The organism is Bradyrhizobium sp. 134 (assembly GCF_023074155.1).
Taxonomy (GTDB): Bacteria; Pseudomonadota; Alphaproteobacteria; order Rhizobiales; family Xanthobacteraceae; genus Bradyrhizobium.
On sequence record NZ_JADPKX010000073.1, the window covers coordinates 36,672 to 61,864 of the forward strand.

21 protein-coding genes are annotated in these 25,193 nt (G+C 64.7%); 15 read left to right on the top strand and 6 right to left on the bottom strand.

Annotation, left to right across the window (positions count from 1 at the left end; genetic code table 11):
- Nucleotides 1-187: 187 nt before the first annotated feature.
- Nucleotides 188-1,453, top strand: a complete 1,266-nt coding sequence (locus tag IVA75_RS28085) for a cytochrome P450 (protein WP_219683050.1) — start codon at nt 188-190, stop codon at nt 1,451-1,453.
- A gap of 92 nt (nt 1,454-1,545) precedes the next feature.
- Entirely contained in the window at nt 1,546-2,820 is a 1,275-nt protein-coding gene (locus tag IVA75_RS28090) for a cytochrome P450 (RefSeq protein ID WP_247282455.1), read from the top strand.
- A 226-nt stretch (nt 2,821-3,046) separates the two neighbouring features.
- Here IVA75_RS28090 and IVA75_RS28095 read toward each other — a convergent pair whose 3' ends face one another.
- Complete coding sequence (locus tag IVA75_RS28095) at nt 3,047-3,967, bottom strand: LysR substrate-binding domain-containing protein (protein ID WP_027565224.1); 921 nt, start codon at nt 3,965-3,967, stop codon at nt 3,047-3,049.
- Nucleotides 3,968-4,090: 123 nt separating this feature from the next.
- On the opposite strand from IVA75_RS28095, the gene IVA75_RS28100 reads away from it, so the two are divergent.
- The 4 genes from IVA75_RS28100 to mdlC all read left to right on the top strand — a co-directional run bounded on the left by IVA75_RS28100 (nt 4,091) and on the right by mdlC (nt 8,998).
- The gene (locus IVA75_RS28100) at nt 4,091-5,260 is read left to right on the top strand and encodes an acyl-CoA dehydrogenase family protein (protein WP_247282456.1); all 1,170 of its coding nucleotides are present in this window, start codon (nt 4,091-4,093) and stop codon (nt 5,258-5,260) included.
- Nucleotides 5,261-5,269: 9 nt separating this feature from the next.
- Nucleotides 5,270-6,373: a CaiB/BaiF CoA-transferase family protein gene (locus IVA75_RS28105; protein WP_247282457.1), complete on the top strand. Its 1,104-nt coding sequence runs from the start codon at nt 5,270-5,272 to the stop codon at nt 6,371-6,373.
- Nucleotides 6,374-6,388: 15 nt separating this feature from the next.
- Nucleotides 6,389-7,237: a MaoC family dehydratase N-terminal domain-containing protein gene (locus tag IVA75_RS28110; protein ID WP_247282458.1), complete on the top strand. Its 849-nt coding sequence runs from the start codon at nt 6,389-6,391 to the stop codon at nt 7,235-7,237.
- Nucleotides 7,238-7,375: 138 nt separating this feature from the next.
- Entirely contained in the window at nt 7,376-8,998 is a 1,623-nt protein-coding gene (gene mdlC, locus IVA75_RS28115; RefSeq protein WP_247282459.1) for a benzoylformate decarboxylase, read from the top strand.
- Between the two features lie 175 nt (nt 8,999-9,173).
- On the opposite strand, the gene IVA75_RS28120 is transcribed toward mdlC, so the two are convergent.
- Entirely contained in the window at nt 9,174-9,968 is a 795-nt protein-coding gene (locus IVA75_RS28120; RefSeq protein WP_247282460.1) for an SDR family oxidoreductase, read from the bottom strand.
- Between the two features lie 56 nt (nt 9,969-10,024).
- On the bottom strand, nt 10,025-10,720 hold the full coding sequence (locus IVA75_RS28125; RefSeq protein WP_247282461.1) for a hemolysin III family protein: 696 nt from the start codon (nt 10,718-10,720) through the stop codon (nt 10,025-10,027).
- A 178-nt stretch (nt 10,721-10,898) separates the two neighbouring features.
- On the opposite strand from IVA75_RS28125, the gene IVA75_RS28130 reads away from it, so the two are divergent.
- Nucleotides 10,899-12,368 carry a YcjX family protein gene (locus IVA75_RS28130; protein ID WP_247282462.1) on the top strand — a complete coding sequence of 490 codons (1,470 nt, stop codon included), beginning with the start codon at nt 10,899-10,901 and terminating at the stop codon, nt 12,366-12,368.
- Entirely contained in the window at nt 12,365-13,393 is a 1,029-nt protein-coding gene (locus tag IVA75_RS28135) for a TIGR01620 family protein (RefSeq protein WP_247282463.1), read from the top strand. Before IVA75_RS28130 ends, IVA75_RS28135 begins: the two co-directional genes overlap by 4 nt.
- Here IVA75_RS28135 and IVA75_RS28140 read toward each other — a convergent pair.
- A complete protein-coding gene (locus tag IVA75_RS28140) occupies nt 13,302-14,966 on the bottom strand; it encodes a glycosyltransferase family 39 protein (protein WP_247282560.1) in 1,665 nt (554 codons plus the stop codon). The genes IVA75_RS28135 and IVA75_RS28140 overlap by 92 nt on opposite strands.
- 280 nt (nt 14,967-15,246) lie before the next feature.
- Here IVA75_RS28140 and IVA75_RS28145 point away from each other — a divergent pair, with 280 nt between their 5' ends.
- The 4 genes from IVA75_RS28145 to IVA75_RS28160 all read left to right on the top strand — a co-directional run bounded on the left by IVA75_RS28145 (nt 15,247) and on the right by IVA75_RS28160 (nt 19,044).
- The gene (locus IVA75_RS28145) at nt 15,247-16,980 is read left to right on the top strand and encodes an adenylate/guanylate cyclase domain-containing protein (RefSeq protein WP_027565233.1); all 1,734 of its coding nucleotides are present in this window, start codon (nt 15,247-15,249) and stop codon (nt 16,978-16,980) included.
- Between the two features lie 135 nt (nt 16,981-17,115).
- Nucleotides 17,116-18,315, top strand: coding sequence for a molybdopterin-dependent oxidoreductase (locus IVA75_RS28150; RefSeq protein ID WP_027565234.1), 1,200 nt, complete (start codon nt 17,116-17,118; stop codon nt 18,313-18,315).
- 11 nt (nt 18,316-18,326) lie between these two features.
- Nucleotides 18,327-18,635 (top strand): sulfite:cytochrome C oxidoreductase subunit B, encoded by a 309-nt coding sequence (locus IVA75_RS28155; protein ID WP_027565235.1) that lies wholly within the window; start codon nt 18,327-18,329, stop codon nt 18,633-18,635.
- Nucleotides 18,636-18,843: 208 nt separating this feature from the next.
- The gene (locus tag IVA75_RS28160; protein ID WP_007596519.1) at nt 18,844-19,044 is read left to right on the top strand and encodes a cold shock domain-containing protein; all 201 of its coding nucleotides are present in this window, start codon (nt 18,844-18,846) and stop codon (nt 19,042-19,044) included.
- 171 nt (nt 19,045-19,215) lie between these two features.
- On the opposite strand, the gene IVA75_RS28165 is transcribed toward IVA75_RS28160, so the two are convergent.
- Entirely contained in the window at nt 19,216-19,677 is a 462-nt protein-coding gene (locus tag IVA75_RS28165; protein ID WP_027565236.1) for an Lrp/AsnC ligand binding domain-containing protein, read from the bottom strand.
- 114 nt (nt 19,678-19,791) lie between these two features.
- Here IVA75_RS28165 and putA point away from each other — a divergent pair, with 114 nt between their 5' ends.
- The 3 genes from putA to IVA75_RS28180 all read left to right on the top strand — a co-directional run bounded on the left by putA (nt 19,792) and on the right by IVA75_RS28180 (nt 24,921).
- A complete protein-coding gene (putA, locus tag IVA75_RS28170) occupies nt 19,792-22,803 on the top strand; it encodes a bifunctional proline dehydrogenase/L-glutamate gamma-semialdehyde dehydrogenase PutA (RefSeq protein ID WP_247282464.1) in 3,012 nt (1,003 codons plus the stop codon).
- A gap of 114 nt (nt 22,804-22,917) precedes the next feature.
- Nucleotides 22,918-24,123 carry a CoA transferase gene (locus IVA75_RS28175; protein WP_247282465.1) on the top strand — a complete coding sequence of 402 codons (1,206 nt, stop codon included), beginning with the start codon at nt 22,918-22,920 and terminating at the stop codon, nt 24,121-24,123.
- A 150-nt stretch (nt 24,124-24,273) separates the two neighbouring features.
- A complete protein-coding gene (locus IVA75_RS28180; protein ID WP_247282466.1) occupies nt 24,274-24,921 on the top strand; it encodes a glutathione S-transferase family protein in 648 nt (215 codons plus the stop codon).
- 9 nt (nt 24,922-24,930) lie between these two features.
- On the opposite strand, the gene IVA75_RS28185 is transcribed toward IVA75_RS28180, so the two are convergent.
- A complete protein-coding gene (locus tag IVA75_RS28185) occupies nt 24,931-25,095 on the bottom strand; it encodes a hypothetical protein (protein ID WP_247282467.1) in 165 nt (54 codons plus the stop codon).
- Between the last annotated feature and the right edge of the window lie 98 nt (nt 25,096-25,193).

A 25,193-nucleotide genomic window follows, 5' to 3' on the forward strand; every position in this document is an offset into this window, starting at 1 on the left:
AGCGCAATCCGGGACAGCGGCAGTAGCGGACCGATCCCGGATTTCGCTCCGCTCCATCCGGGCTACATCACACCCATGTGGCAAAACTCTCCCTTGCTCCGGCGCAGACAACCGGCTGTAATTGCAAATCAAATACCGCAGTGCAGAATTCAACGAGAACGCGCGGTTCATGTCAGGGAGAGCGGTCATGCATGGCACCATCGAAAGCGCGGCGAAGCTCGACGCGTTACGCGCACGCGCAACGTCACTGCCGCTGGAGCAGTTCGATCCGGGCGACCCCGAGCTGTTCAGGACCGATACGTTCTGGCCCTATTTCGATCGCCTGCGCCGCGAAGATCCCGTGCACTATTGCAAGGACTCGATGTTCGGCCCGTATTGGTCGGTGACGCGCTACAACGACATCATGGAGATCGAGACCAATCATTCGGTGTTCTCCTCGGCCTCCTCGCTCGGCGGCATCACCATCCGCGACATCGATCCGGAACTGCGCCGCGAGAGCTTCATCTCTATGGACCCGCCGCGTCACGCGGCGCAGCGCAAGACCGTGGCGCCGATGTTCACGCCGACGCATCTGGACAATCTCGCGCTGAGCATCCGCAAGCGCTCGGCCGAGTGCCTGGACAATCTGCCGCGTGGCGAGGTGTTCGACTGGGTCGACCGCGTCTCGATCGAGCTCACCACGCAGATGCTCGCCGTGCTGTTCGACTTCCCCTGGGAGGACCGGCGCAAGCTGACGCGCTGGTCGGACATCGCGACCACCATTCCCGGACCCGACGGCCTCGTCGCCACCGAAGACGAGCGTCAGGCCGAGCTGACGGAATGCGCGGGCTATTTCGCGCGGCTGTGGAAGGAGCGCATCGAGCAGCCGCCCAAGAGCGACCTGTTGTCGATGATGGCGCATGGTGCCGCGACGCGCGACATGGACGCGAAGAACTTTCTTGGCAATCTCATCCTTTTGATCGTCGGCGGCAACGACACCACTCGCAACACCATGTCCGGATCGCTCGACGCACTCAGCCAGCATCCGGAGCAATATCGCAAGCTGCGCGAAAACCCCGCGCTGCTCGACAGCTTCGTGCCGGAAGTGATCCGCTGGCAGACGCCGCTGGCCCATATGCGCCGCACCGCGCTTGCGGACTTCGAGTTCCGCGGCAAGCAGATCAAGAAAGGTGACAAGGTCGTGATGTGGTACGTTTCGGGCAACCGCGACGCCGACGCGATCGAAAAGCCCTACGAATTCATCATTGACCGCGCCCGCCCGCGCACGCATCTCTCGTTCGGCTTCGGCATCCACCGCTGCGTCGGCTTGCGGCTTGCCGAACTCCAGCTCAAGATTATCTGGGAAGAGATCCTCAAGCGATTCGACCACATCGAGGTGGTCGGCGAACCCAAGCGGGTCTATTCGAGTTTCGTGAAGGGTCTCGAAACCTTGCCGGTGAAGATCGCGGCTTAGATTCGCAAAGATGAGTTCGACACGTCCACAAGGAAGCTGCGCCCCCTCTCCCGCACGCGGGAGAGGTTGAGCAAGCAACTGGAGCAACCACCATGAACATCCAAGCGCCGGTTCAAGTGGACAAGGCAGAACGCATGCGCAGGGCGCGCGAGGAGGCCTATGCGACCCCGCTGGCGCAGTTCCACCCGGGCGCGCCCAGGCTGTTCCAGGACGACACCCTGTGGCCGTGGTTCGAGCGGCTGCGCAAGGAAGAGCCGGTGCATTACTGCACCAATGCGCCGATCGAGCCGTATTGGTCGGTGGTGAAGTACGACGACATCATGCATGTCGATACCAACCACAGCCTGTTCTCCTCCGATTCAACGCTCGGCGGCATCGGGATCCGCGACGTGCCGGAAGGTTATGACTGGCCGAGCTTCATCGCCATGGACCAGCCGCGTCATTCGTCGCAGCGCAAGACGGTGTCGCCGATGTTCACGCCGACGCATCTGGACGAGCTGGCGAAACTGATCCGCCAACGCTCGCAGACCGTGCTGGACAATCTGCCGCGCAACGAGACCTTCAATTTCGTCGAGCGGGTCTCGATCGAGCTGACGACGCAGATGCTCGCCACCCTGTTCGACTTTCCCTGGGAAGAACGGCGCAAGCTGACGCGCTGGTCCGATGTCGCGACCGCGCTGCCCAAGAGCGGCATCGTGGCTTCGGCCGAAGAGCGCCGTCGCGAGATGGATGAATGCTACGCCTACATGTCCAAGCTCTGGAACGAGCGCGTCAACTCCGCCCCGCGCAACGATTTGTTGTCGCTGATGGCGCACAACGACGCCACGCGGTTCATGGATCCCGACAATCTCATGGGCAACATCATCCTGCTCATCGTCGGCGGCAACGACACCACGCGCAACACCATGACCGGCTCGGTGCTGGCATTGAACGAGAACCCGGAGCAGTACGACAGGCTGCGCGCCAACCCAGAACTGATCGATTCCATGGTGCCCGAAGTGATCCGCTGGCAGACCCCGCTCGCGCATATGCGGCGCACTGCGCTGCAGGACACTGAAGTTGGCGGCAAGCACATCAAGAAGGGCGACCGCGTCGTGATGTGGTACGTCTCGGGCAACCGCGACGAGGAGATGTTCGAGAGGCCGAACGAGTTCGTCATCGATCGCCCGCGGCCGCGCACCCACCTCTCCTTCGGCTTCGGCATCCACCGCTGCGTCGGCATGCGGCTTGCCGAACTCCAGCTCAAGATCGTCTGGGAAGAGATGCTGAAGCGCTTCGACCGGATCGAGGTGGTCGGCGAGCCCAAGCGGATCTATTCGAGCTTCATCAAGGGATATGAGTCGCTGCCGGTGAGGATTTCGGGGTAGGCTCCACTGTCATGCCCCGCGCAGGCGGGGCATCCAGTACGCCGCGGCTTCTCGGCTGAAGCACTGCGGGCTCTGGAATACTGGATTGCCCGCCTTCGCGGGCAATGACACCGAGGGTGGATTAAGAGCGGACGACTCCACCCCAGCTATAAAATTCCGGCATGACAGTTCGCACAACATGCGATGGGTCGCACACGGCCTACTGTCCTAAACCGCACCGGCACATCTAACTCAACCTGATGTCCCACACGCCTTCCTTGCGGCAGGCGGCGACTTCCTCGCGCAGGAGGGCGGTGACTGCAACCGAGGCCGTCGAGACCGGACGGTCGATCGGAGAGGCGAATATGAGCTCGCGCGTCATCGGCTTCGAGACGACAGCGGTTTCCAGCCGCCCGTCCGCGACCTCGCCGTGGACCGACGAGGGCGGCAGCAGCGCGAAGCCGAGGCCTTCCTCGACGAGACTCGTGAGCACGCGGAACGAATCCGCTTCGAGCTGGACGTTGAGCTTGATCTTGCGCTGGGCCGCCGCGTGCTCGATCAGCGCGCGGAGGCCGTGGGAATGACTGGGCAGCACCAGCCGTTGCCGCAGCAGCCAGCCGACATCGACGCTCTTCTTGCGCGCCAGACCACAGCCGCGCGGACCCACCGCGACGATGTTGTCGCGACCGAGGCTCTCCACGTTGAGATGCAGATCGGCGGAGCGGCCGTAGAGGATGGCGAGATCCATCTCGCCGCGGTGCAGCCATTCGACGAGATGGCCGCTGTAGCTCTCGACGATGCGCAGCGAAATGCCGGGAAATTTCTCGACGCAGCGCCGCGCGAAGCGCGCCGACAGCACGCAGCTCACGGTCGGGACCAGGCCGAGCACGACCTGGCCGGACGGCGGCCCCTTGGACGACTGGATGTCGTCGCGGATCTGGTCGATCTGCCGCACGATGCCGGAGGTGCGCGCCAGCAACAGGCGGCCGGCATCCGTGAGCACCATGCCGCGGCCGTTGCGGGTGAACAATTCCGTACGCAGTTCGTGTTCCAGCAGCTTGATCTGCCTGGACAGCGCCGGCTGCGCCACACGCAACGTGTCGGACGCCTTGGAGAGGCTGCCGAGCTCCGCCACGCAACTGAAGGTCCTGAGCTGACGGAAATCCATGCTTGCCAATCCTGGAAGGCTACTCCATACGCTATAGCAAATGAGCATAGGGGCTGGCATTGTTTTCACAACGCCAGAGGATCGGCCGGCGTTATCTTAACTGCCGCACATACGGGAAACCCCATGAGTGAAGAACACCACACCGAAGATCACGCCGACATCCGCGAAGCCGTCGCAAAGCTGTGCGCGCAGTTTCCCGGCGAATACTGGCGCAAGCTCGACCGTGAGATGGCCTACCCGAAGGCCTTCGTCGACGCGTTGACCGAGGCCGGCTATCTCTCGGTGCTGATCCCCGAGGAGTATGGCGGCGCAGGCCTGAACCTTTCTGCGGCCGCCGCGATCCTCGAAGAGATCCAGCGCGCGGGCTGCAACGGCGGCGGCTGCCACGCCCAGATGTACACGATGGGCACCGTGCTGCGGCACGGCAATGACGAGCAGAAGGCAAAATACCTGCCGAAGGTCGCGAGCGGCGAATTGCGGCTGCAGGCCTTCGGCGTCACCGAGCCGACCAGCGGCACCGACACCACCTCGCTGAAGACCTTCGCACGCAAGGACGGCAATGCCGGCTACGTCGTCAACGGCCAGAAAATCTGGACCAGCCGCGCCGAACATTCCGACCTGATGCTTCTGCTGGCGCGCACCACGCCGAAGGACCAGGTCAAGAAGCGCACGGATGGACTTTCGGTGTTCATCGTCGACATGCGCGAGGCCAAGAACAAGGGCCTCGAGATCCGCCCGATCCGCACCATGATGAACCACGCCACCACCGAAGTGTTCTTTACCGACATGAAGGTGCCGGCGGAAAATCTGATCGGCGAAGAGGGCAAGGGCTTTCGCTACATCCTCTCCGGCATGAATGCCGAACGGATCCTGATCGCGGCCGAATGCGTCGGCGACGCCAAATGGTTCATCGCCAAAGCCACCAACTACGCCAAGGAGCGCAGCGTTTTCGGCCGGCCGATCGGCCAGAATCAAGGCATCCAGTTCCCGATCGCCAAGGCCTACGCCGCGATGCGCGCGGCCGAATTGATGGTGAAGGAAGCGACGCGTAAATACGAGGCCGGGCTCGACTGCGGCGCGGAGGCCAACATGGCAAAAATGCTCGCGGCCGATGCGTCGTGGGAAGCGGCGAATGCCTGCGTCCAGACCCATGGCGGCTTCGGCTTCGCCGAGGAGTACGACGTCGAGCGCAAATTCCGCGAGACGCGGCTCTATCAGGTGGCGCCGATCTCGACCAACCTCGTGCTGTCCTTCATCGCCGAGCACGTGCTCGGCATGCCCCGCTCGTACTGAGGCAGCACCATGGGAGCACTTGACGGGATCAGGGTGATCGCGGTCGAGCAGGCGGTGGCGGCCCCGTTCTGCTCGTCGCGGCTGGCGGATGCCGGCGCGGAAGTCATCAAGATCGAGCGGCCCGAAGGCGATTTCGCCCGCGGCTATGACGCGGCGGCCAAGGGCCAGAGCAGCTATTTTGTGTGGCTCAATCGCGGCAAGCAATCGGCGGTCGTCGATCTCGCCACCAAGGAAGGCTGCGCCGAGCTGGAGCGACTGATCGCAAGCGCCGACGTGCTGATCCAGAATCTCAAGCCGGGCTCGATGGACAAGCTCGGCTTTTCGCGCGAGCGGCTGCTGAAGGACTATCCAAAACTGATCTCGTGCACGATCACCGGCTATGGCGACGAGGGCCCCTATGCGCACCGCAAGGCCTATGATTTGCTGATCCAGGCCGAGAGCGGCCTTGCCTCGATCACCGGCAATCCCGACGGCGCCTCACGGGTCGGCATGTCGATCGTCGACGTCGCGACCGGCGCGACCGCGCATGCGGCGATTTTGGAAGCCCTGATCGGACGCGGACGCACCGGCAAGGGCGCCGACATCCGCATCTCCATGTTCGACGTGATGGCGGACTGGTGCACCGTGCCGCTGCTCAACTCGGAAGCCGGCAATCCGCCCAAGCGCATGGGCCTGCGCCATCCCTCGATCGCACCCTACGGCGTGTTCACGTCGAGCGACGGCAAGGACATCCTGATCTCGATCCAGAGCGAGCGCGAGTGGAAGACGCTTTGCGCAAAAGTGCTGGACCAGCCGAATCTGCCCGCCGATTCCCGCGTTGCCAACATGGTCGAGCGCGTACGCAACCGCGACTTCACCGACAAGACGGTCGCGGATGCCTTCGGCAAGATGACGCGCGATGAGCTGCTGAGGCGGCTGTCCGACGCCGACATCGCCTTTGCCGAGGTCAACACCATGGCCGACCTCACCAAGCATCCGCATCTGCGCCGCATCGAGGTCGACACGCCGCAGGGACGTGTCAGCTATCCCGCGCCGGCGCCGATCATCGTCGGCGAGACGCGCAGCTATGGTGCCGTGCCGGCGATCGGCGAAAATCCCCAATCCAAAAAATAACAAGAGCGAGGCGTCATGACCGAGCAGCTCGACATCGATCATCTCAGGCAATGGATCGGCCGCAGCGAAGAGGCCACCGACACCGTCACCGCGCAGCTCGTGAAGGGTTTGCGCGCGACGCTGTTCCAGGAGGTCGGTTCGCCCAAGCCGGGCGATGCGGCGCCGTTCACGGTGCATTGGTGCCTGGCGCAGCCGGTGTTTCCGATGTCGATGCTCGGCCCCGACGGCCACCCCACCCGCGGCGGCTTCCTGCCGCCGGTGCCGCTGCCGCGCCGGATGTGGGCCGGCGGCGAGATCGAGTTCCTGCAGCCGTTGCGCGTTGGCGACGAATCGACGCGGACATCGCGCATCGCGGACGTACAGGTGAAGACGGGCTCGACCGGCACGCTGTGCTTCGTCTCGGTCGAGCACAGCATCTCGTCGCCGCGCGGCATCGCCATCCGCGAGCGGCAGGACATCGTCTATCGCGAAATGACGACGACGTCCGCGCCGGCAAAGACCCCGCCTCCGCCGCCCAAGGCGCAGCATCGCGAGACCCATGTCTCCGATCCCGTGCTGCTGTTTCGATATTCCGCGCTGACCTTCAACGGCCACCGCATCCATTACGACCGCGACTACGTCACCAAGGTCGAGGGCTATCCGGGCCTGATCTTCCACGGGCCGTTGCAGGCAACGTTCATCATCGAGATGGCCGCGAAGCTGCGCGGCGGCAAGGCTCCGAAGAAGTTCACCTATCGCGGGGTGCAGCCGCTGTTCGAAGGCTCGGAGTTCTCCATCAACGCCAACGAGACCGCTGATGGCATGGAGCTGTGGACCGCGAACGCGGAGGGGCAGCCGACGATGAAGGGGACGGCAGTGTGGTGATAGTCTCTCCTCGTCATTGCGAGGAGCGAAGCGACGAAGCAATCCAGACTGTCACCGCGGCGGCATTCTGGATTGCTTCGCTGCGCTCGCAATGACGGCTGGGTTAGCAGCGCCGACCAACATCAGGGAACGGAAACCATGGCGAAGAACGGCAAGACCGGCAGCAAATCCGTCACCGTCAAGCAGGCGACACTCGACCTGCTGCGCTCCTTCGGCATCAGACGCGTGTTCGGCAACCCTGGCTCGACGGAGCTGCCGTTCCTGAGCGACTGGCCCGACGACATCGACTACGTGCTCGCGCTTCAGGAAGCGTCCGCGGTCGGCATGGCCGACGGTTATGCGCAGGCGACGCGCAATGCCGGCTTCGTCAATCTGCATTCGGCCGCCGGCGTCGGCAACGCGCTCGGCAACATCTATACCGCGCATCGCAACCAGACGCCGCTGGTGATCACCGCGGGCCAGCAGGCGCGCTCGATCCTGCCTTTGCAGGCATTCCTCTATGCGGAGCGTGCGTCCGAATTCCCGCGGCCTTATGTGAAATACAGTGTGGAGCCGGCGCGGCCCGAGGACGTGCCGGCCGCGATCGCGCGCGCCTATTACACCGCGATGCAGCCGCCCTGCGGGCCGACTTTCGTCTCGATCCCGGTCGACGACTGGGCGCATGCGGCAGCTCCCATCGAAGCCCGCAAGGTTAGTCGCGACATCGGGCCCGAGGTTGACGCGATGACGGCGCTGGTCACCGCGCTCGGCTCGGCCAAGCACCCTGCCCTCGTCGTCGGCCCCGGCGTCGATCGCGCTGGCGCGGTCGACCTGATGGTGCGCGTGGCCGAGAAGGCCAGGGCCAGCGTCTGGGTCAGCCCGTTTTCGGCGCGCTGCTCGTTCCCGGAACGCCATCCCCAGTTCGCGGGCTTCCTGCATGCCTCGCCGGCGCAATTGTCGGACGCGCTGCGCGAGCACGACCTCGTCGTCGTGATCGGGGCGCCGGTGTTCACTTTCCACGTCGAAGGCCACGCCGCGATCTTCGACGGCCGTGCGACGCTCTTCCAGATCACGGACGACCCGGATGCCGCAGCGGTAACGCCGGTCGGAACCAGCATCATCGCGACGATGAAGCCGGCGCTCGCAATGCTGCTCGACCTCTTGCCGGAGAGCAAGCGCGCTGCACCGAAGGGGCGAACGCTGCCGCCGGCGCCGCAAGCCGCCGATCCGCTCCCGGTCGAATTCCTGCTGCATTCGCTGTCGCAGGCGATGCCGGACGGCGCGTCGCTGGTCGAGGAAATCCCCTCGCACCGGCCGGCGATGCAAAAGTTCATGCCGATGCGCGGCCAGGACAGTTTTTACACCATGGCGAGCGGCGGCCTCGGCTACTCGCTGCCGGCCGCGGTCGGCATGGCACTCGGCAAGCCGAACAGCCGCACGGTGTGCCTGATCGGCGACGGCTCGGCGATGTATTCGATCCAGGCACTGTGGACCGCCGCGCAGCGCAAGCTGCCGCTCACCATCGTCGTCATCAACAATTCCGGCTACGGCGCGATGCGCTCATTCAGCCAGGTGATGCAGGTGAGGAACGTGCCGGGACTCGAGTTGCCGGGGATCGATTTCGTCCGGCTCGCCGAGGGCATGGGTTGCCATGCGGTGCGGGTGAGCAAGGCAGCCGAGCTGGGCGAAGCGCTCAAGCGCGGGATGGCATTCGAAGGGACCAGCCTCGTCGAGGTGATCGTGGATTCGGCGGTGCCGGTGCTGTACGGGCAGAAGCATTAGGGGCGCACTGCGCTTCATGCCGTCGTCCTGGCGAAAGCCAGGACCCATTACCCCAGGGAGTAGTTTGGCGAAGACTTGTCGTTCGGTACTGCAACTACGGCAAGATCGGTAGACCTCGCGGTATGGGTCCTGGCCTTCGCCAGGACGACACCGGAGGTCGTGGCAGGCCTCTTCCCTACGTCCCGAACTCGTCGCGCATCCTGGCCTGGATCTTGGCCATGCCGCCGATCCAGCGGTCGTAATTCTCGGTCTTCTTGCGCATGTAGCCGAGCACCTGCGGGTGCGGCAGGATCAGGAACGTCTCCTGTTCGAGGCCGGCGAGCACGTCCTTGGCGACCTGCTCGGGCGAGAGGTCGCCGTCGCCGGATTGCGGGCCCTTGGGGATCGAACGCAGCATGTTGGTATCGACGCCCTGGGGGCAGAGGATCGAGACACGGATGTTGTGCGCCTTGTGAGAGATCGCGAGATTTTCGGCAAAGCCGACCGCGGCATGTTTGGTGGTGGAGTAAGCCGGACTGCCGACCTGCGACAGCAGTCCCGCGGCCGAGATCGTGTTGAGGAAATAGCCGCCGCCGCGCGCCTTCATGCGCGGGATCAGATGCCGCGCCGCATAGACATGCGCCATGACGTGGATAGCCCAGCTGCGCTGCCAAGGCTCATCCGAGGCGCCGCCGGCATTGACCGACATCGGGTCGAAGCCGCCGCCGATGCCGGCATTGGAGCAGAACAATTCGATCGGGCCGAACTGCCGCTCGGTCTCCTCGATGACGTGGGAAATATCCTTTTCCTGCGCGACATCGCATTTGAACGCCGCGCCATCCACCGTGGCTGCGACCGCCCTTGCGTTGTCCGCGTCCATGTCGGCGACGACGACCTTGGCCGCACCGGCCTTGTGAAAGGCTTCGCAGAGCGCCTTGCCGATGCCGTTGGCGCCGCCCGTGACGACCACGAGCTTGCCGGTCACCTGCATGCGACGTCTCCTCTTGTCTTATACCGTTTTGGCCTATTCCGCTTCGCGGAGCTTGCTCAGCTCAACACGAGGTCGAGCACCGCGGTATAATGGCACGCCGCGCCGGCCAAGACAAAGCCGTGCCAGATCGCATTCTGGAAGCGCAGCCGCCGCCAGGCATGGAAGATCACGCCAAAGCTGTAGAGTAGTCCACCCGCAAGGATGAAGCCCAGCACCAGCGCGGGCAGCGCCTTGACCACGGAATCGTAGAGCATGATGCCGCTCCAGCCCATCGCGAGGTAGATGCCGACCGCGACGCGGTCGAACCGGCCGGGGTAGAGAAGTTTCAGCACGATGCCGAGGAGTGCCACGCACCAGACGCCGGCGAGCAGCACCAGCGCGAATCCACTGTCCTTCACCTCCAGGATGAACGGCGTGTAGGTCGCCGCGATCAGGAGATAGATAGCCGAATGGTCGAAGCGCCGCAGCAGCCATTTGGCCGGCGAGACCGGCCAGAGATTATAGGTCGCCGACAACACCAGCATCGAGAGCAGGCCGGCGACGTAGATCGAGACGCCGACGATGTCGGTCGCGTCGGCAAAGAGCACCGTCAGCACCACCAGCACGGTCGCGGCAATGATGCCGCAGAGCACGCCGATCGCGTGGATCACGCCGTCGGCGATCAACTCGGCGCGGTCGTAATGCCAGCCGACCGCGTCGGCGGCTGCGTGGACGGAGGAGGATGCGAGCTGTTTCAGTTGGAAGACGGTCATGGCAATCCGCAAGTTGAGACAATACCCTCTTGTATGGGTGTTTCGGGACCGGCGCGTCGTTCAAACGGGTGATTTGCCGACAAAGGAGGTGGAAGTATGAAGCTTGATTTTCCCCACGCAATTGCCACTTTTGTGATCGGTCACACATTTTCTCCCGCCGAGATCACTTAACGTTCAAATGGCATTCAGTTTCCAGGATATGGTCGAAGAAGCGCGGTTGTCGGCGAGGGCGCTGATCGACTATGGCGGGCACTTCTTCAACCCGACGGTGCGGCTCGGGGTCACAGGCCTGTCGCGGGCCGGCAAGACGGTGTTCATCACCGCGCTGATCCATGGTCTGACGCGCGGTGGGCGGTTTCCGGTATTCGAGGCCTATTCATCCGGGCGGATCGCGCGGGCGCATCTGGCGCCGCAGCCGGACGACGCCGTGCCGCGCTTTGCCTATGAGAGCCATCTGCGCGCGCTGATCGAGGAGCGGCGCTGGCCGAGCTCGACTGTCGACATCAGCGAGCTCAGGCTCGTCATCGACTACCAGCGCCCGAACGGCGCCGACCGCACGCTGACGCTCGACATCGTCGACTATCCCGGCGAGTGGCTGCTCGACCTGCCGCTGCTCCAGAAGAGTTTCGAGCAATGGTCCGCCGAAAGCCTTGCGTTGTCGCGCGAGGCGCCGCGCGTGCATCTGGCCGCGGACTGGCACGCGCATCTCGCAACGCTCAAGCCCGAGGCGCGCGAGGACGAGCAGGCGACGCTCACGGCCGCGAAGCTGTTCAGGGGCTATTTGCAAGGCTGCCGCGACGAGCGGTTTGCGATGAGCCTGCTGCCGCCCGGCCGCTTCCTGATGCCGGGCAATCTCGCCGACACACCGGCGCTGACCTTTGCGCCGCTCGACGTGCCCGCGGGCGGCCAGGCGCCGGAGGGATCGCTGTGGGCGATGATGGTACGTCGCTACGAGGCCTACAAGGACGTCGTGGTGCGGCCGTTCTTCCGGGATCATTTTGCCCGGCTCGATCGCCAGATCGTGCTGGCCGACGCGCTCGCCGCGTTCAACGCCGGCCCCGAAGCGCTGCACGATCTCGAAGCCGCGCTCGCGGGCATTCTCGACTGCTTCAACATCGGCCGCAGCACGATCCTCTCCGGCCTGTTCCGGCCGCGGATCGACCGCGTTCTGTTCGCGGCGACCAAGGCGGATCATCTGCATCATTTCAGCCATGACCGGCTCGAGGCCGTGCTGCGCCGCGCGGTCACCCACGCGGTTGCGCGCGCGGAAACTACGGGCGCTGCGATCGACGTCGTCGCGCTCGCCGCCGTCCGCGCCACGCGCGAGGCGCAGGTCGCACATGGTCGTGACAAATTGCCGTCGATCTTGGGAACGCCGGCCGCCGGCGAAAGCGCCGGCGGCGAGTTCTTCGACGGCAACACCGAGGTGGCGACCTTTCCGGGCGACCTGCCCTTGGATCCCGAACCGCTGTTCAACGGCACCGACGCGTTCCGCGGCCTCTCGACCGAGGCCGCCGACAGAAGCGATTTTCGCTTCCTGCGCTTCCGCCCGCCAAAGCTCGAACGCGAGGGCGCCGACCAGCCGGCGCTGCCTCACATCCGCCTCGACCGTGCCTTGCAGTTCCTGATCGGAGACAAATTGTCATGAACGACCGATCGAAGTCCCGGCGACCGGCAACGTTCCGGCTCGACGACCCCGGTGTTGTCGTCACCGAAGCCGACGAGACGACCCGGCTCGGTCGCACCACCATCCAGATCACGCCGGAGCCCGATCCGGCGAATTTGCCGGTGCCGATCGCAGCGACGCTACCGGCGCGGCGCGGCTTTCCCTGGGGCACATTGTTCTGGTCCGGCGTTGCCGGGCTGACGCTGCTCGGGGTCGGACTCGGCGTTGTCCGTCTGATCGAGGATCTGTTTGCGCGCAGCGAAAGCCTCGGCTTCGTCGGACTGGCGCTTGCCTTCGTCACCGCGCTTGCGCTCGCGGTGGTGACCGGACGCGAGGCTTTCGGGCTAGCGCGGCTGGCAACCATCGAAAAGCTGCATCAGCGCGCGGCCGCCGTCCTTGCCAGCGACGACCGCAAGGAGAGCCGAATCATCGTGCAGGATCTGCTCAAGATCGCACATCAGAACCCGCAGCTCGCGCGCGCCCGTGCCGCACTGGAGAGCCACGCCGGGGAGATTATCGACGGAGCCGACATGATCCGGCTCGCTGAGCGCGAATTGATGTCGCCGCTGGACATCGAGGCGCGGCGGCTGGTGTCATCAGCCGCGCAGAAGGTCTCGATCGTCACGGCGGTTTCGCCGCGCGCGCTGATCGACGTGTTGTTCGTGTTCGTGGCGTCGCTGCGCCTGATCCGCCAGCTCGCTTTTCTCTATGGCGGCCGTCCCGGCGCGCTCGGCATGATCCGCCTGCTCCGCCACGTCATCGCCCATCTCGCCATCACCGGCGGCATGGCGGCGAGCGACAGCCTGGTGCAGCAGATGCTCGGCCACGGCATTGCGGCGAAGCTGTCGCAGCGGCTGGGCGAAGGCATGCTGAATGGATTGCTGACGGCGCGGCTGGGCCTCGCCGCGATCGACGTCACCCGGCCGCTGCCGTTCGCGGCACTGCCGCCGCCGAAGCTGTCGGATCTCGCCACGGATCTGCTGCGGAAGAAGGAAGAGGAGGAGTAGCATTCTGTTTGCCGTCCCACGCTTGCGGGGAGACGAAAGCCAGCACGCGCCACTGGAACAGCGGCGAGTTCGTCGGCGGCGACAGCTCCGGCGTCCAGCCTGAGAGCTTCTCCAGCACATAATTGTCCATCACGAGACCGCGCCAGCGGCGTTCGACTTGACCAAGCGACTCGCGCCTGGCGGGGATGTTCTCCCACAGCGATGAGCGGTTGTCCGGCTCGCGTCCGACATAAATGCCGGCGTGGCCCTTGATCCGATCCATGCCGGGATCACGAAAGTCCTGGAAGCGGCCGCGCTCGTTGATCTCGATCACGGGCACGCGGCCCCTGAAAAGCCAGCGCATCATGGCATAGGTGCGGTAGTCCGTCGTGGCGATCCAGGTCGCGCCGGTCTCGTCCAATGCGGCCTGTGCGCGCGCGGCGACCTGCTCGTAGCCGGATTCAGCGCCGACCGGATCGATCTTGCCGAGCAAATTCCAGGGCGCGGCGACGTAATAGAAGAACACGATGACGACAAAGGCGATGCCCGAGACCACTGCCGTGTTGGCCCAGAACAGCGACGCCCTGACCATCCGCGCCGATCTTCCTTCGCCCGACAGCATGGTGAGGTTGACAGCGGCGGCGGCGAAACCCACCGGCCACATGAACATCGGCCAGGTGTCGCCGACGCGGAGGGTCAGGGATTTCGCGAGGAAATAGAGAAACGGCACCAGGACCGCGGTCGACAACAAAATCGCGACCGGCTCGCGCGTGCGATAGCCGCGCCACGCCGTCATCACCACCCCCGTCAGCACCACCGGCAGCATGACGAAGCCGACCAGTCCGAATTGCAGGCCGATGTAGTCGCCGAAGGTGCGGAGCGAGATGCCGTAGCTGGTGGTGGCGCGCACGCCCTGGAAGCGGATCGCGGCCCAGTCGTGTTGCACGTTCCAGATCAGGACGGGCGAGAATACGGCGATTGCGATCAGGACCGCGAGATACGGATAGGGGCTGCGCAGCCAGCGCCAGCGCCAATCCGGCACCAGCAGAAAGGCGGCAACCGCTGGCGCGAACATGATCACGGTAAATTTCGACAACATCGCCAGCCCGGCGAACAGGCCGGCCGCGAGCCACCAGCGGCGATCGCCGCCCTGCGCAAGCCGCACCAGGCACCACATCATCGCCACCGCAAACGGGATCATGGCGACATCGGGCGCGACCTTGGCCATTAGCAGGCCGTAATAGAGCGCGGCCTCCGGCATCAGCACCGCGAGCACGACGGCGCGCACATCGTGGGTGAGGCGGCGGACGATATCTGCGAGCAGGAGCTGCGTCACCAGCATCGCGACGATGCCGCCGAAGCGCACACCGAGCGGGGTGTCGCCGAAGATCGCGGTCCCGAACCGGATCAGCCAGGCGATGCCGGGGGGATGATCCAGGAAGCTGAGCGCCGTCTCCTGCGACCACGTCCAGTAATAGGCCTCGTCCGTACGCAGCTCGATTGCGGAGGCGTAGACCATGCGCAGCAGCGTCATCGCAGCAATGATCGCCGCGGCCATGACGAGCGGCCGGCGCGCCGCGCCTACGGGGGGCATCGTGATGTCGGGAGCTGTCGTCACGGCGGCGCTTTTCGCCAACCTGGGAGGGGGAGTCAATGTTGGGGACGGATCGACCTATTCCGCTGTCGCGATCCCAGCCCCGACGGGCAAAGCGAAGCGTGCCCACCACAAGTGCCGATTGGTGGGCACGGCGCCAAGACGCCTTCCCACCCTACGATTTCGTCACCCTGCCGCGGATGTGATCCCGCAAGCTGGCCATCCCCGGAATTAAACGCGACGCTGGCTGTTCTCCTTCATGAACTGATACAACAGAATCATGGCCGCTACCGCATCCTCACGATTTTCCGAGCTTTCCCGCGCCATCAGCGTGCGCCAGGTGCGGCTGGTCTGCGGCGTCATCCTGTTCGCCTATGTGGTCAGCCATTTCCTCAACCATGCGCTCGGCAACATCTCGGTCGATGCCATGGAGATCGGGGTCTACTACCACACTCTGTTCTGGCAGTTCCTGCCGGTTGCGATCACGTTCTACACGGCGGCGCTCACGCATATGGGGCTCGGCATCTATGCACTGTATCAGCGCCGGCAGTTCCGCTGGCGGACGGTCGAGCCGCTGCAGCTCGTGCTGGGCTTGAGCATCCCCGCGCTGGTCATGGGGCATGTGATCGGCGTGCGGCTCGGCCAGACGCTGTACGGGCACCAAAAGCTCTATCCGCAGGAACTCTATCTGTTCTTCGTCGCGTCGAACCGTATCTGGACGATGACGATCCTGCTTCTCATTGCCTGGGTGCACGGCTGCATCGGCATCTATTTCTGGCTTCGTCTCAAACCGTTCTTCACGCGCGCGGCGCCCTATCTGCTCGCGGCGGCCGTGCTGATCCCGACGCTGTCGCTGCTGGGTGTCTACCAGGGTGGCCGCAGCGTCGAGGTCGAGGCCGACGACGGGGAATGGCGGACGCACAATCTCACGCGCCGCCAGGTCGGCACGGCTGCCGAGGCCACGACGCTCGACCGCATCACCGGCGGCCTCACCGCCGGTTATCTCGGATTGCTCGCCTTGGCGCTCGCCGCACGCGGCGTGCGGGCCTTGCGCGAACGACGCGGTGGCATGATCGCGCTGTCCTACGGCAACGGCAAGACGGTGCGCGTCCCAAAGGGCCTCTCCGTGCTGGAGGCGAGTCTGCGCCACAATGTGCCGCATGCCAGCGTCTGCGGCGGCCGCGCCCGCTGCTCGACGTGTCGCATCCGCATCATCGGCGATCATGACGCCCTGCCCGAGCCGTCGCAGCGCGAGGCGTTCGTGCTCACCCGCGTCGGCACCAGCGATCCCTCGATCAGGCTGGCCTGCCAGCTGCGGCCGACATCAGATCTCTCCTTCTTCCAGCTCTTCACCGCGCATACCCTGACGGCGAGCACACAGGCCTCGACGCCCGCCAGAATCGGCCAGGAGCGCTATCTCGTCAGCCTGTTCGTAGACATGCGCGGCTCGACGCAGCTGGCCGAGAAGCGGCTGCCGTTCGACACCGTGTTCATCGTCAACCGCTTCCTCGGCGCCGTCTCGCAGGCCGTGATCGAGAATGGCGGCCAGCCGAACCAGTTTGTCGGCGACGGTATGCTGGCGCTGTTCGGGCTGAGCGCCGATCCACAAGAAGCCTGCCGGCAGGCGCTGAAGGCCGCCGCCGGCATCGCCAGGCAAATCGACGATCTGAACGAGCTCCTGAGCCACGATCTGCGCCAGCCGATCCGCTTCGGCATCGGCATCCACGGCGGCGAGGTCATCATCGGCGACATCGGCTATCGCGATCACATCGTATTCACGGCGCTGGGCGATGCCGTCAACGTCGCGGCCCGCCTCCAGGACATGACCAAGACACTGGCCTGCGAAGCGATCGTCTCGGAGGAAGTCCGCCGCACCGCGGGCCTTGCCGACGATGCGCTGCCGCAGCAGGAGGTCGCGATCCGCGGCCGCGACGAACCGATGGCCGTGCGCGTCGTCGCGGACGCGAGGGAGCTGTCGGCACTCGTCGACCACGGCGAACGCGTCGCGGCGTAACACCGGCTTGCTGCAACGCAACGACATGGGCCTGCTGCGAAAGCACGAATTGACTTCAACTGAGTCGTTGCGACACATGAGTGCGAGATCGCGGTGATGACCGTGATCCACCGAAAAGCTCCGGGAGGAGACCACATGTTCGATCGACGCGACCTGCTCAAAGGAGCGGGCCTTGCCGCTGTTGCGACTGCACTGAACTCGACCAAAGCGCTGGCACTCGACACCGTCGCCCTGCCCTTCGCCAATGGCGAACGGCCTTTGGTGAAATATCCGCAGAAGCGGCCGATGATCGGCCTGACCAGTCGCCCGCCGCAGCTCGAGACGCCGTTCACGGTCTTCAACGACGGCCCGATCACGCCGAATAACGCGTTCTTCGTGCGCTATCACCTGTCCGACCTGCCCTACAGTCTCGACCCCGACAAGTTCACGCTCGAGGTCAAGGGCAAGGTCGACAAGCCGCTCAAGCTGTCGCTGAAGGACATCAGGAAGATGAAGGCGACCGAGATCGTCGCCGTCAACCAGTGCTCCGGCAACAGCCGCGGCTTCCTGGATCCGCGGGTGGCCGGCGGCCAGCTCGCCAACGGCGCGATGGGCAATGCGCGCTGGCGCGGCGTGCCGCTGAAGGCGGTGCTGGCGATGGCGGGCGTGCAGAGCGGCGCCAAGCAGGTCACCTTCAACGGCATGGACGGTCCGGTCAGCGACAAGACGCCCGATTTCGTCAAGGCGCTCGATATCGATCACGCCAGCGACGGCGAGGTGATGCTGGCCTATGGCATGAACGGCGAGGACCTGCCGTTCCTCAACGGCTTTCCCCTGCGCCTGATCGTGCCCGGCTATTTCGGCACCTATTGGGTCAAGCACCTCAACGAGATCACCGTCATCGACAATGTCTATGACGGCTTCTGGATGAAGTCGGCCTATCGCATTCCGGACACGCCGAACAATGCGGTCGAGCCGGGCACTGCACCGAAGGCGACGATCCCGATCAACCGCTTCACCATCCGCTCCTTCATCACCAGCGTCCCCGACGGGGCCAAGCTGAAAGCAGGCGGCACGACGCTGCGCGGGATCGCCTTCGACGGCGGCAAGGGTATCAAGGAGGTCGCGGTCTCCACCGACGGCGGCAAGACCTGGACCGGCGCCAAGCTCGGCAAGGATCTCGGCAAATACTCATTCCGTGAATGGACGCTGCCGGTGAAGCTCGCGGCGGGCTCTCACGAGCTCAAGGTGCGCGCCACTGGCAATGGCGGCGAAACCCAGCCGGATACGCCGCGCTGGAATCCGGCGGGTTACTTGCGCAACGTCGTCGAAACCGTCCGCGTCACCGTGGCTTGAGGGGAATGATCATGCAGCGCACCGCTCTTCTCGCCATTTCGCTCGCGCTCGCCGCCGTGGTGGGTTCTGCACTTGCAGCACCGGTCAATTACAAGACCCCCGATGAGGTCGCGGCGTTCAAGCCCGGGCCCAATCTTGAAGTCGTGCAGGGCAATTGCAGCGCCTGCCACTCCGCCGACTACATCAACACGCAGCCGCCGATGAAGGACAAGAAAGGTTTCTGGCAGGCCGAGGTCACCAAGATGATCAAGGTCTATGGCGCGCCGATCGACGATGCCGATGTCGGCAAGATCGTCGATTATCTGGCCGCGACTTATTGACGGATGGCACGCGGCGCGCGGACCAAGTGACCGCGAAACGGGCAAATCCGGCAAAAACGCCGCGAAGTTGAGCGGAATTCGGCGAAAGGCGGATGTGGTTTGAGCTACCAAGCCAGCCACATTCCGCGTATCGTATTAGGACCGAACCGGCCGGTTGGCGGGGACTGGCGGTTCGCGATCTCGGAGGAAGACCCGCGGAGAAGTCGTGATGGCTAAAGGTACGGTCAAGTGGTTCAACCCGACGAAGGGTTATGGATTTATCCAGCCTGCGTCGGGCGGCAAGGATGTGTTCGTGCATATCTCGGCAGTGCAGAAAGCCGGCCTGTCGTCCCTGAACGAAGGGCAGACGGTGGAATATGAAGAGATCGCAAACCGAGGCAAAAGCTCCGCAGAGAACCTCAAAGTATAAGCCCGGCGGCTTTCGCTAACTCCCGGATCGATCCGGGAGCCGGGCCAAGAAAATTTCAGAAGAAGGTCAGTGCATTCGACGACAGGCGTTGCGATTGCACACGGAGAACTATTTGTCCCGCGAAGATCGCCCGTTCAACGCCACAGCAATGACAATCGCGACAGCACTTCGTTAGTCCACCGGCAATGGTGCGTCGCGCTTGATCTCTTCCATCACCGCATAGGTTCGCGTTTCGCGCACGCCGGGCATCGACAGCAAGGTCTCGCCGAGGAAGCGCCGATACGCGGTCATGTCTGCCAGCCGCGCCTTCACAAGATAGTCGAAGCCGCCGGCAACCATGTGACACTCCAGCACCTCGGGCGCGAGTTTCACCGCGCGGGCAAAACGCTCGAAATGATCAGGCGTGGTCTTGTCGAGCAGCACTTCGACGAACACCAGGAGCCCAAGGCCGAGCCGGTGCGGGTTGAGCCGCGCCCCATAGCCCTCGATAAAGCCCTCTCGCTGCAAACGCTTCAGCCGCTCGCCGATCGAGGTCGGCGACAGCCCGATGCGCTCCGCGAGCTCGACATTGGCGATTCGCCCGTCCTGCTGCAAAATCGAGAGTATCTTCCGGTCTGTGCGATCTAATTCCATACTTTATGAGGTTAAATGGCTGCGAGGCTTCATTTCCTAAGCCAGATCAGCTAAATTGTCTATCGAGCTAAGATAACGCCGGCATTATCCTGGATCGGAGCCACAGGACACGCCATGCCGAACATTCCGCCTCCCTTCTCCGCAACCTACACGCCCGATGATGCCGATATCGCCGCGCGCCTTTTGCCGTCTGCGCATCTCGGCCCGCCGCAGGAGGCGCGGATCGATCGCACCGCGACACGGCTGATCGAAGCCATCCGCAAGCGCGACGATCGGCTTGGCGGCGGTCTTGGCGGGGTAGAGGACATGCTGCGGGAGTTCGCGCTCTCGACCAAGGAAGGCCTCGCTTTGATGGTGCTGGCGGAGGCGCTGCTACGCGTGCCTGACGCGCGCACCGCCGACCAGTTCATCGAGGACAAGCTCGGCGAGGGCGACTTCATCCACCACGAGACCAAATCCACGGCGTTCCTGGTCAACGCCTCGGCCTGGGCGTTGGGCCTCTCGGCACGGGTGATCCAGCCCGGCGAGACGCCCGACGGCACCATCGGCCGTCTCGTGAAGCGGCTGGGCGCACCGGCCGTGCGCACCGCCACGCGCCAGGCGATGCGGCTGATGGGCGATCATTTCGTGCTGGGGGAGACCATCGCGCAGGCCCTGGAGCGGGCCCGGCCGCGCTCGGGTGAGAGGGCGCGCTATTCCTTCGACATGCTCGGCGAAGGCGCGCGCACGGCCACCGACGCCAGGCGCTATTTCGACGCCTATGCCAGTGCCATCGAGACGATCGGCAAGGCGGCCGGCAACCATCCCCTGCCCGACCGGCCCGGCATCTCCGTCAAGCTCTCGGCGCTGCATCCGCGCTTCGAGGCGATCAGCCGCGACCGCGTGATGAGCGAACTGGTGCCGCAACTGCTGGACCTGGCGCAGCGCGCCAAGGTCCATGATCTCAACTTCACCGTCGATGCCGAGGAAGCCGACCGGCTGGAATTGTCGCTCGACGTGATCGCGGCAACGCTCGCCGATCCCTCGCTTGCCGGTTGGGACGGATTTGGCCTCGCGATTCAGGCTTACCAGAAGCGCGCCGGCGACGTGATCGACTATGTCGATGCGCTCGCCCGCGCGCATGATCGCAAGCTGATGGTGCGGCTGGTCAAGGGCGCCTATTGGGACACCGAGATCAAGCGCGCGCAGGAGCGCGGGCTCGAAGGCTATCCCGTGTTCACCCGCAAGGCGATGACGGATCTGAACTACGTCGCCTGCGCTCAAAAGCTGTTGAGTCTGCGGCCGCGGATCTTCCCGCAATTCGCCACCCACAACGCGCTGAGCGTCGCGACCGTGCTGGAGCTTGCCGGTGCGAACGGCGGCTTCGAATTTCAGCGCCTGCATGGCATGGGCGAGGCGCTCTACGAGCAGCTCGCCAAGGATCACCCCGAAATCGCCTACCGCACCTACGCCCCGGTCGGCAGCCATCGCGACCTGCTCGCTTATCTGGTGCGGCGATTGTTGGAGAACGGTGCCAATTCCTCCTTCGTGGCACAGGCGTCCGATTACCGCGTGCCGGTTACGGCGCTGTTGCAACGCCCGGCGGATGCCGTCGTCCGGCCGCAGCAGGCGTCCCATCCGAAAATTCCGCTGCCGGGCGATCTGTTCGCGCCGGAACGGCGCAATTCGCGCGGCGTCGAATTCGGCGCGCGCGCGGCGCTCGAGCGGTTGCTGACCGAGGTCAAGGCCGAGACGATTGACTTCAAACCTGTCACTGAGGCAACGCCGGATCAGGCCAATGCGGCAGTGGCTGCAGCGCGCGCCGGCTTTGCCGCCTGGAGCCGGACACCCGCAGCCACGCGCGCGGCGGCGCTGGAGCAGGCAGCGCATCTTCTGGAGAACCGCGCGCCCCATTTCATCGCGCTGCTGCAACGCGAGGGCGGCAAGACGCTCGACGATGCGCTGTCGGAACTGCGCGAGGCCACCGACTTCTGCCGCTATTATGCCGCGCAGGGCCGCAAGCTATTCGGCAACGATGTGGCGATGCCGGGCCCGACCGGCGAGAGCAACGCGCTTGCCATGCGCGGCCGCGGCGTCTTCGTGGCGATCTCGCCATGGAATTTTCCGCTGGCGATCTTCCTCGGCCAGGTCACGGCGGCGCTGATGGCCGGCAACAGCGTGGTGGCCAAGCCCGCGGAGCAGACCCCGCGCATCGCGGTCGAGGCGGTGCGGCTGCTGCACGAAGCCGGCATCCCCGCAAGCGCGCTGCACCTCGTCGCCGGCGACGGCCGCATCGGCGCCGCGCTGACGGCGCACCCCGATATCGCCGGAATCGTCTTCACCGGCTCGACCGAGGTTGCGCGCAGCATCAACCGGGCGCTGGCGGCCAAGGACGGGCCGATCGTGCCGCTGATCGCGGAGACCGGCGGCATCAACACCATGATCGCGGATGCGACTGCGTTGCCCGAGCAGGTCGCGGACGATGTCGTCACCTCGGCGTTTCGTTCCGCCGGCCAGCGCTGCTCGGCGCTGCGGCTGCTGTTCGTGCAGGAGGACGTCGCCGACCGCATGATCGAGATGATCGCGGGCGCGGCGCGCGAGTTGAAGATCGGCGACGCCAGCGACGTCGCGACCCATATCGGCCCGGTGATCGATGTCGAGGCCAAGCAGCGCCTCGATGCGCATATCGCACGAATGAAGAGAGAGGCGCGGCTGCACTTTGCCGGCACCGCGCCGAAGGGCTGCTTCGTGGCGCCGCATATTTTCGAGCTTGAGGATGCCGGCCAGCTGACCGAGGAGGTGTTCGGCCCGATCCTCCACGTCGTGCGCTACCCTGCCGAAAATCTCGAACGCGTCCTGCAAGCCATCAAGCGCACCGGCTACGGGCTGACGCTCGGCATCCATTCCCGCATCGACGATACCATCGAGGCGATCGTCGACCGCGTCCAGATCGGCAACATCTACGTCAACCGCAACATGATCGGCGCCGTCGTCGGCGTGCAACCGTTCGGCGGCAACGGCCTCTCCGGAACCGGCCCGAAAGCCGGCGGCCCGCACTACCTCGCGCGCTTTGCGACCGAGCAGACCGTGACGATCAACACCGCAGCAGCCGGCGGCAACGCTGCCCTGCTCGCAGGGGATGAGTGAGGCGCGGCGAGGAGCGTTGCATCCCGCCGAAACATCGGTCTAATGCTGCCCGTGACGTGGCCCTCGCCAATTCCAGCGCGCGGGAAACAACACGAGTGAGGGAGCAATTCCGCGATGGAAAAGGGCATTTTTGCAGGGCTCAAGGTGCTGGATTGCGCGAGCTTCATCGCAGCACCAGCGGCCGCGACCGTGCTGTCGGATTTCGGCGCCGACGTCGTCAAGATCGAACCGCCCGGTGCCGGCGATCCCTACCGCAATCTGCCCAATATTCCGGGATATCCGACCAGCGAGCACAATTTCGCCTGGCTGCTGGAGGCCCGCAACAAGAAGAGCATCGCGCTCGACCTCGCAAAGCCGGAGGCGCAGGCCGTGCTCTACAAGCTCGTGGAAGAGGCCGACGTCTTCATCACCAACATGCCGCCGCCGGTGCGCACCAAGCTCGGCATCACCTATGACCACCTCGCCCATCTCAATCATCGCCTGATCTACGCCTCCTTCACCGGCTATGGCGAGAAAGGCGAAGAGGCCAACAAGCCCGGCTTCGACAGCAACGCCTATTGGGCACGCTCCGGCCTGATGGACCTCGTCCGCGCCGACACCGACACGACGCCGGCCCGCTCGGTCGCCGGCATGGGCGACCATCCCTGCGCCATGGCGTTCTACGGCGCCATCGTCACCGCGCTGTACCAGCGTGAGAAGACCGGCAAGGGCTCGCATGTCGCCTCCAATTTGATGGCAAACGGCGTGTGGGCTGCGAGCGTGCTGGCGCAGGCAAAGCTCTGCGGCGCCAAGTTTGCCGAGCGGCGGCCGCGCGAACGCGCGTTGAACGCGGTCGCCAACCACTACCAATGCAAGGACGGCCGCTGGCTGATCCTGTCGCTGCTGAGCGAGGAGAAGCAGTTTCCAACGCTGGCCAGGTGTCTGGGCCGCGAAGACCTCATCACCGACCCGCGCTTCGCCACCAAACCCGACCGCCACGCCCGATCCGTCGAGCTGATCAAGATCTTTGACGAGACCTTCGCGACCAGGGATCTCGCCGAATGGCGCAAGATCCTCGACGGCAACGGACTCGTGTTCGGCATCGTCGGCATCCTGGACGACATCCCGAACGACAAGCAGATGCTCGACAACGAGGTTCTGGTGCCGTTCGAGAACGACACCATGCTCACCATCTCCAGCCCGATCTGGATCGACGGCGCCAAGAAAGTGCAGCCGCGCAAGCCGCCCGGCGTCGGCGAGCACAGTGACGAGATTTTGCGCGGCGCGGGATACGACGAGGCCGCGATCAAGCAGCTGCGGTCGCAGGGGGCGGTGGGGTAGGCAATACGCTGCCACAACCCCGTCATTGCGAGCGCAGCGAAGCAATCCAGAATCCCGCCGCGGACGCATTGCTGGATTGCTTCGCTACGCTCGCAATGACGATGTCGGGAGATCGCGGTATAGTAGTCGGCAAAGTAATCGCGAGGTCCCATGCCCAGCTACCGCCTGCACTACTTCCCCGAATCCGGCAACAGCTACAAGCTGGCGCTGATGCTGACGCTTTGCGGCGAGAGGTTCGAGCCGGTCTGGACCGACTTTGCCGGCGGCGTCACGCGCACGCCGGAATGGCGCAAGAGCGTGAACGAGATGGGCGAGATTCCCGTGCTCGAGGTCGACGGTGTGAAGATGACGCAGACCGCGCCTCTCCTGCTCAAGCTTGCCGAGCAGTACGGGCGTTTCGGTGCCGAGACCGAGGAGGAAAAGTTCGAGCTGCTGCGCTGGCTGTTCTGGGACAACCACAAGCTCACCGGCTACATGGCGACCTACCGCTTCATGCGCGCCTTCACGCAAAGTAACGATCCGCAGGTGCTGAAACACTTTCGCAGGCGGCTCGAAGACTTCCTCGGCATTCTCGACGGCCATCTCCAGCACAATGAATTCGCGATCGGCACCAGGCCGACCGTCGCCGATATCTCGATGATGGCCTATCTGCACTATCCGAGCGACGAGCACGGCTTCGATTTCGCGGAAAGCTATCCCGCCATCCACGCCTGGCTTGGCCGCATGGCCGCACTGCCCGGGTGGAAGCCGGCCTACGAGCTGCTGCCCGGCAAGCGGATGACGAATTACGCGAAGTGAGCGTGCCGTCTACTTCAGCGCCAGCCAGCCGAGCGTGAACAGGATTCCACCGATGATGACGATCACCGCGATCGCCCAGGTGCTGACGCGGATGCTGCCGGTGACCTGCTTGGCCTCTTCATTCTGCGCGATCTCGCGATTGCGCTCCTTGTTGGCTTCGCTGGAGTCCGTCATGGGTCATCCAAATCGGTTGTGGGCTTTATCTTGCGCGTGATCTTCGGAAAACCGCTGCGCACTTTGCGCTGGCGCGGCCCTCCGGGTCCGGATCACGC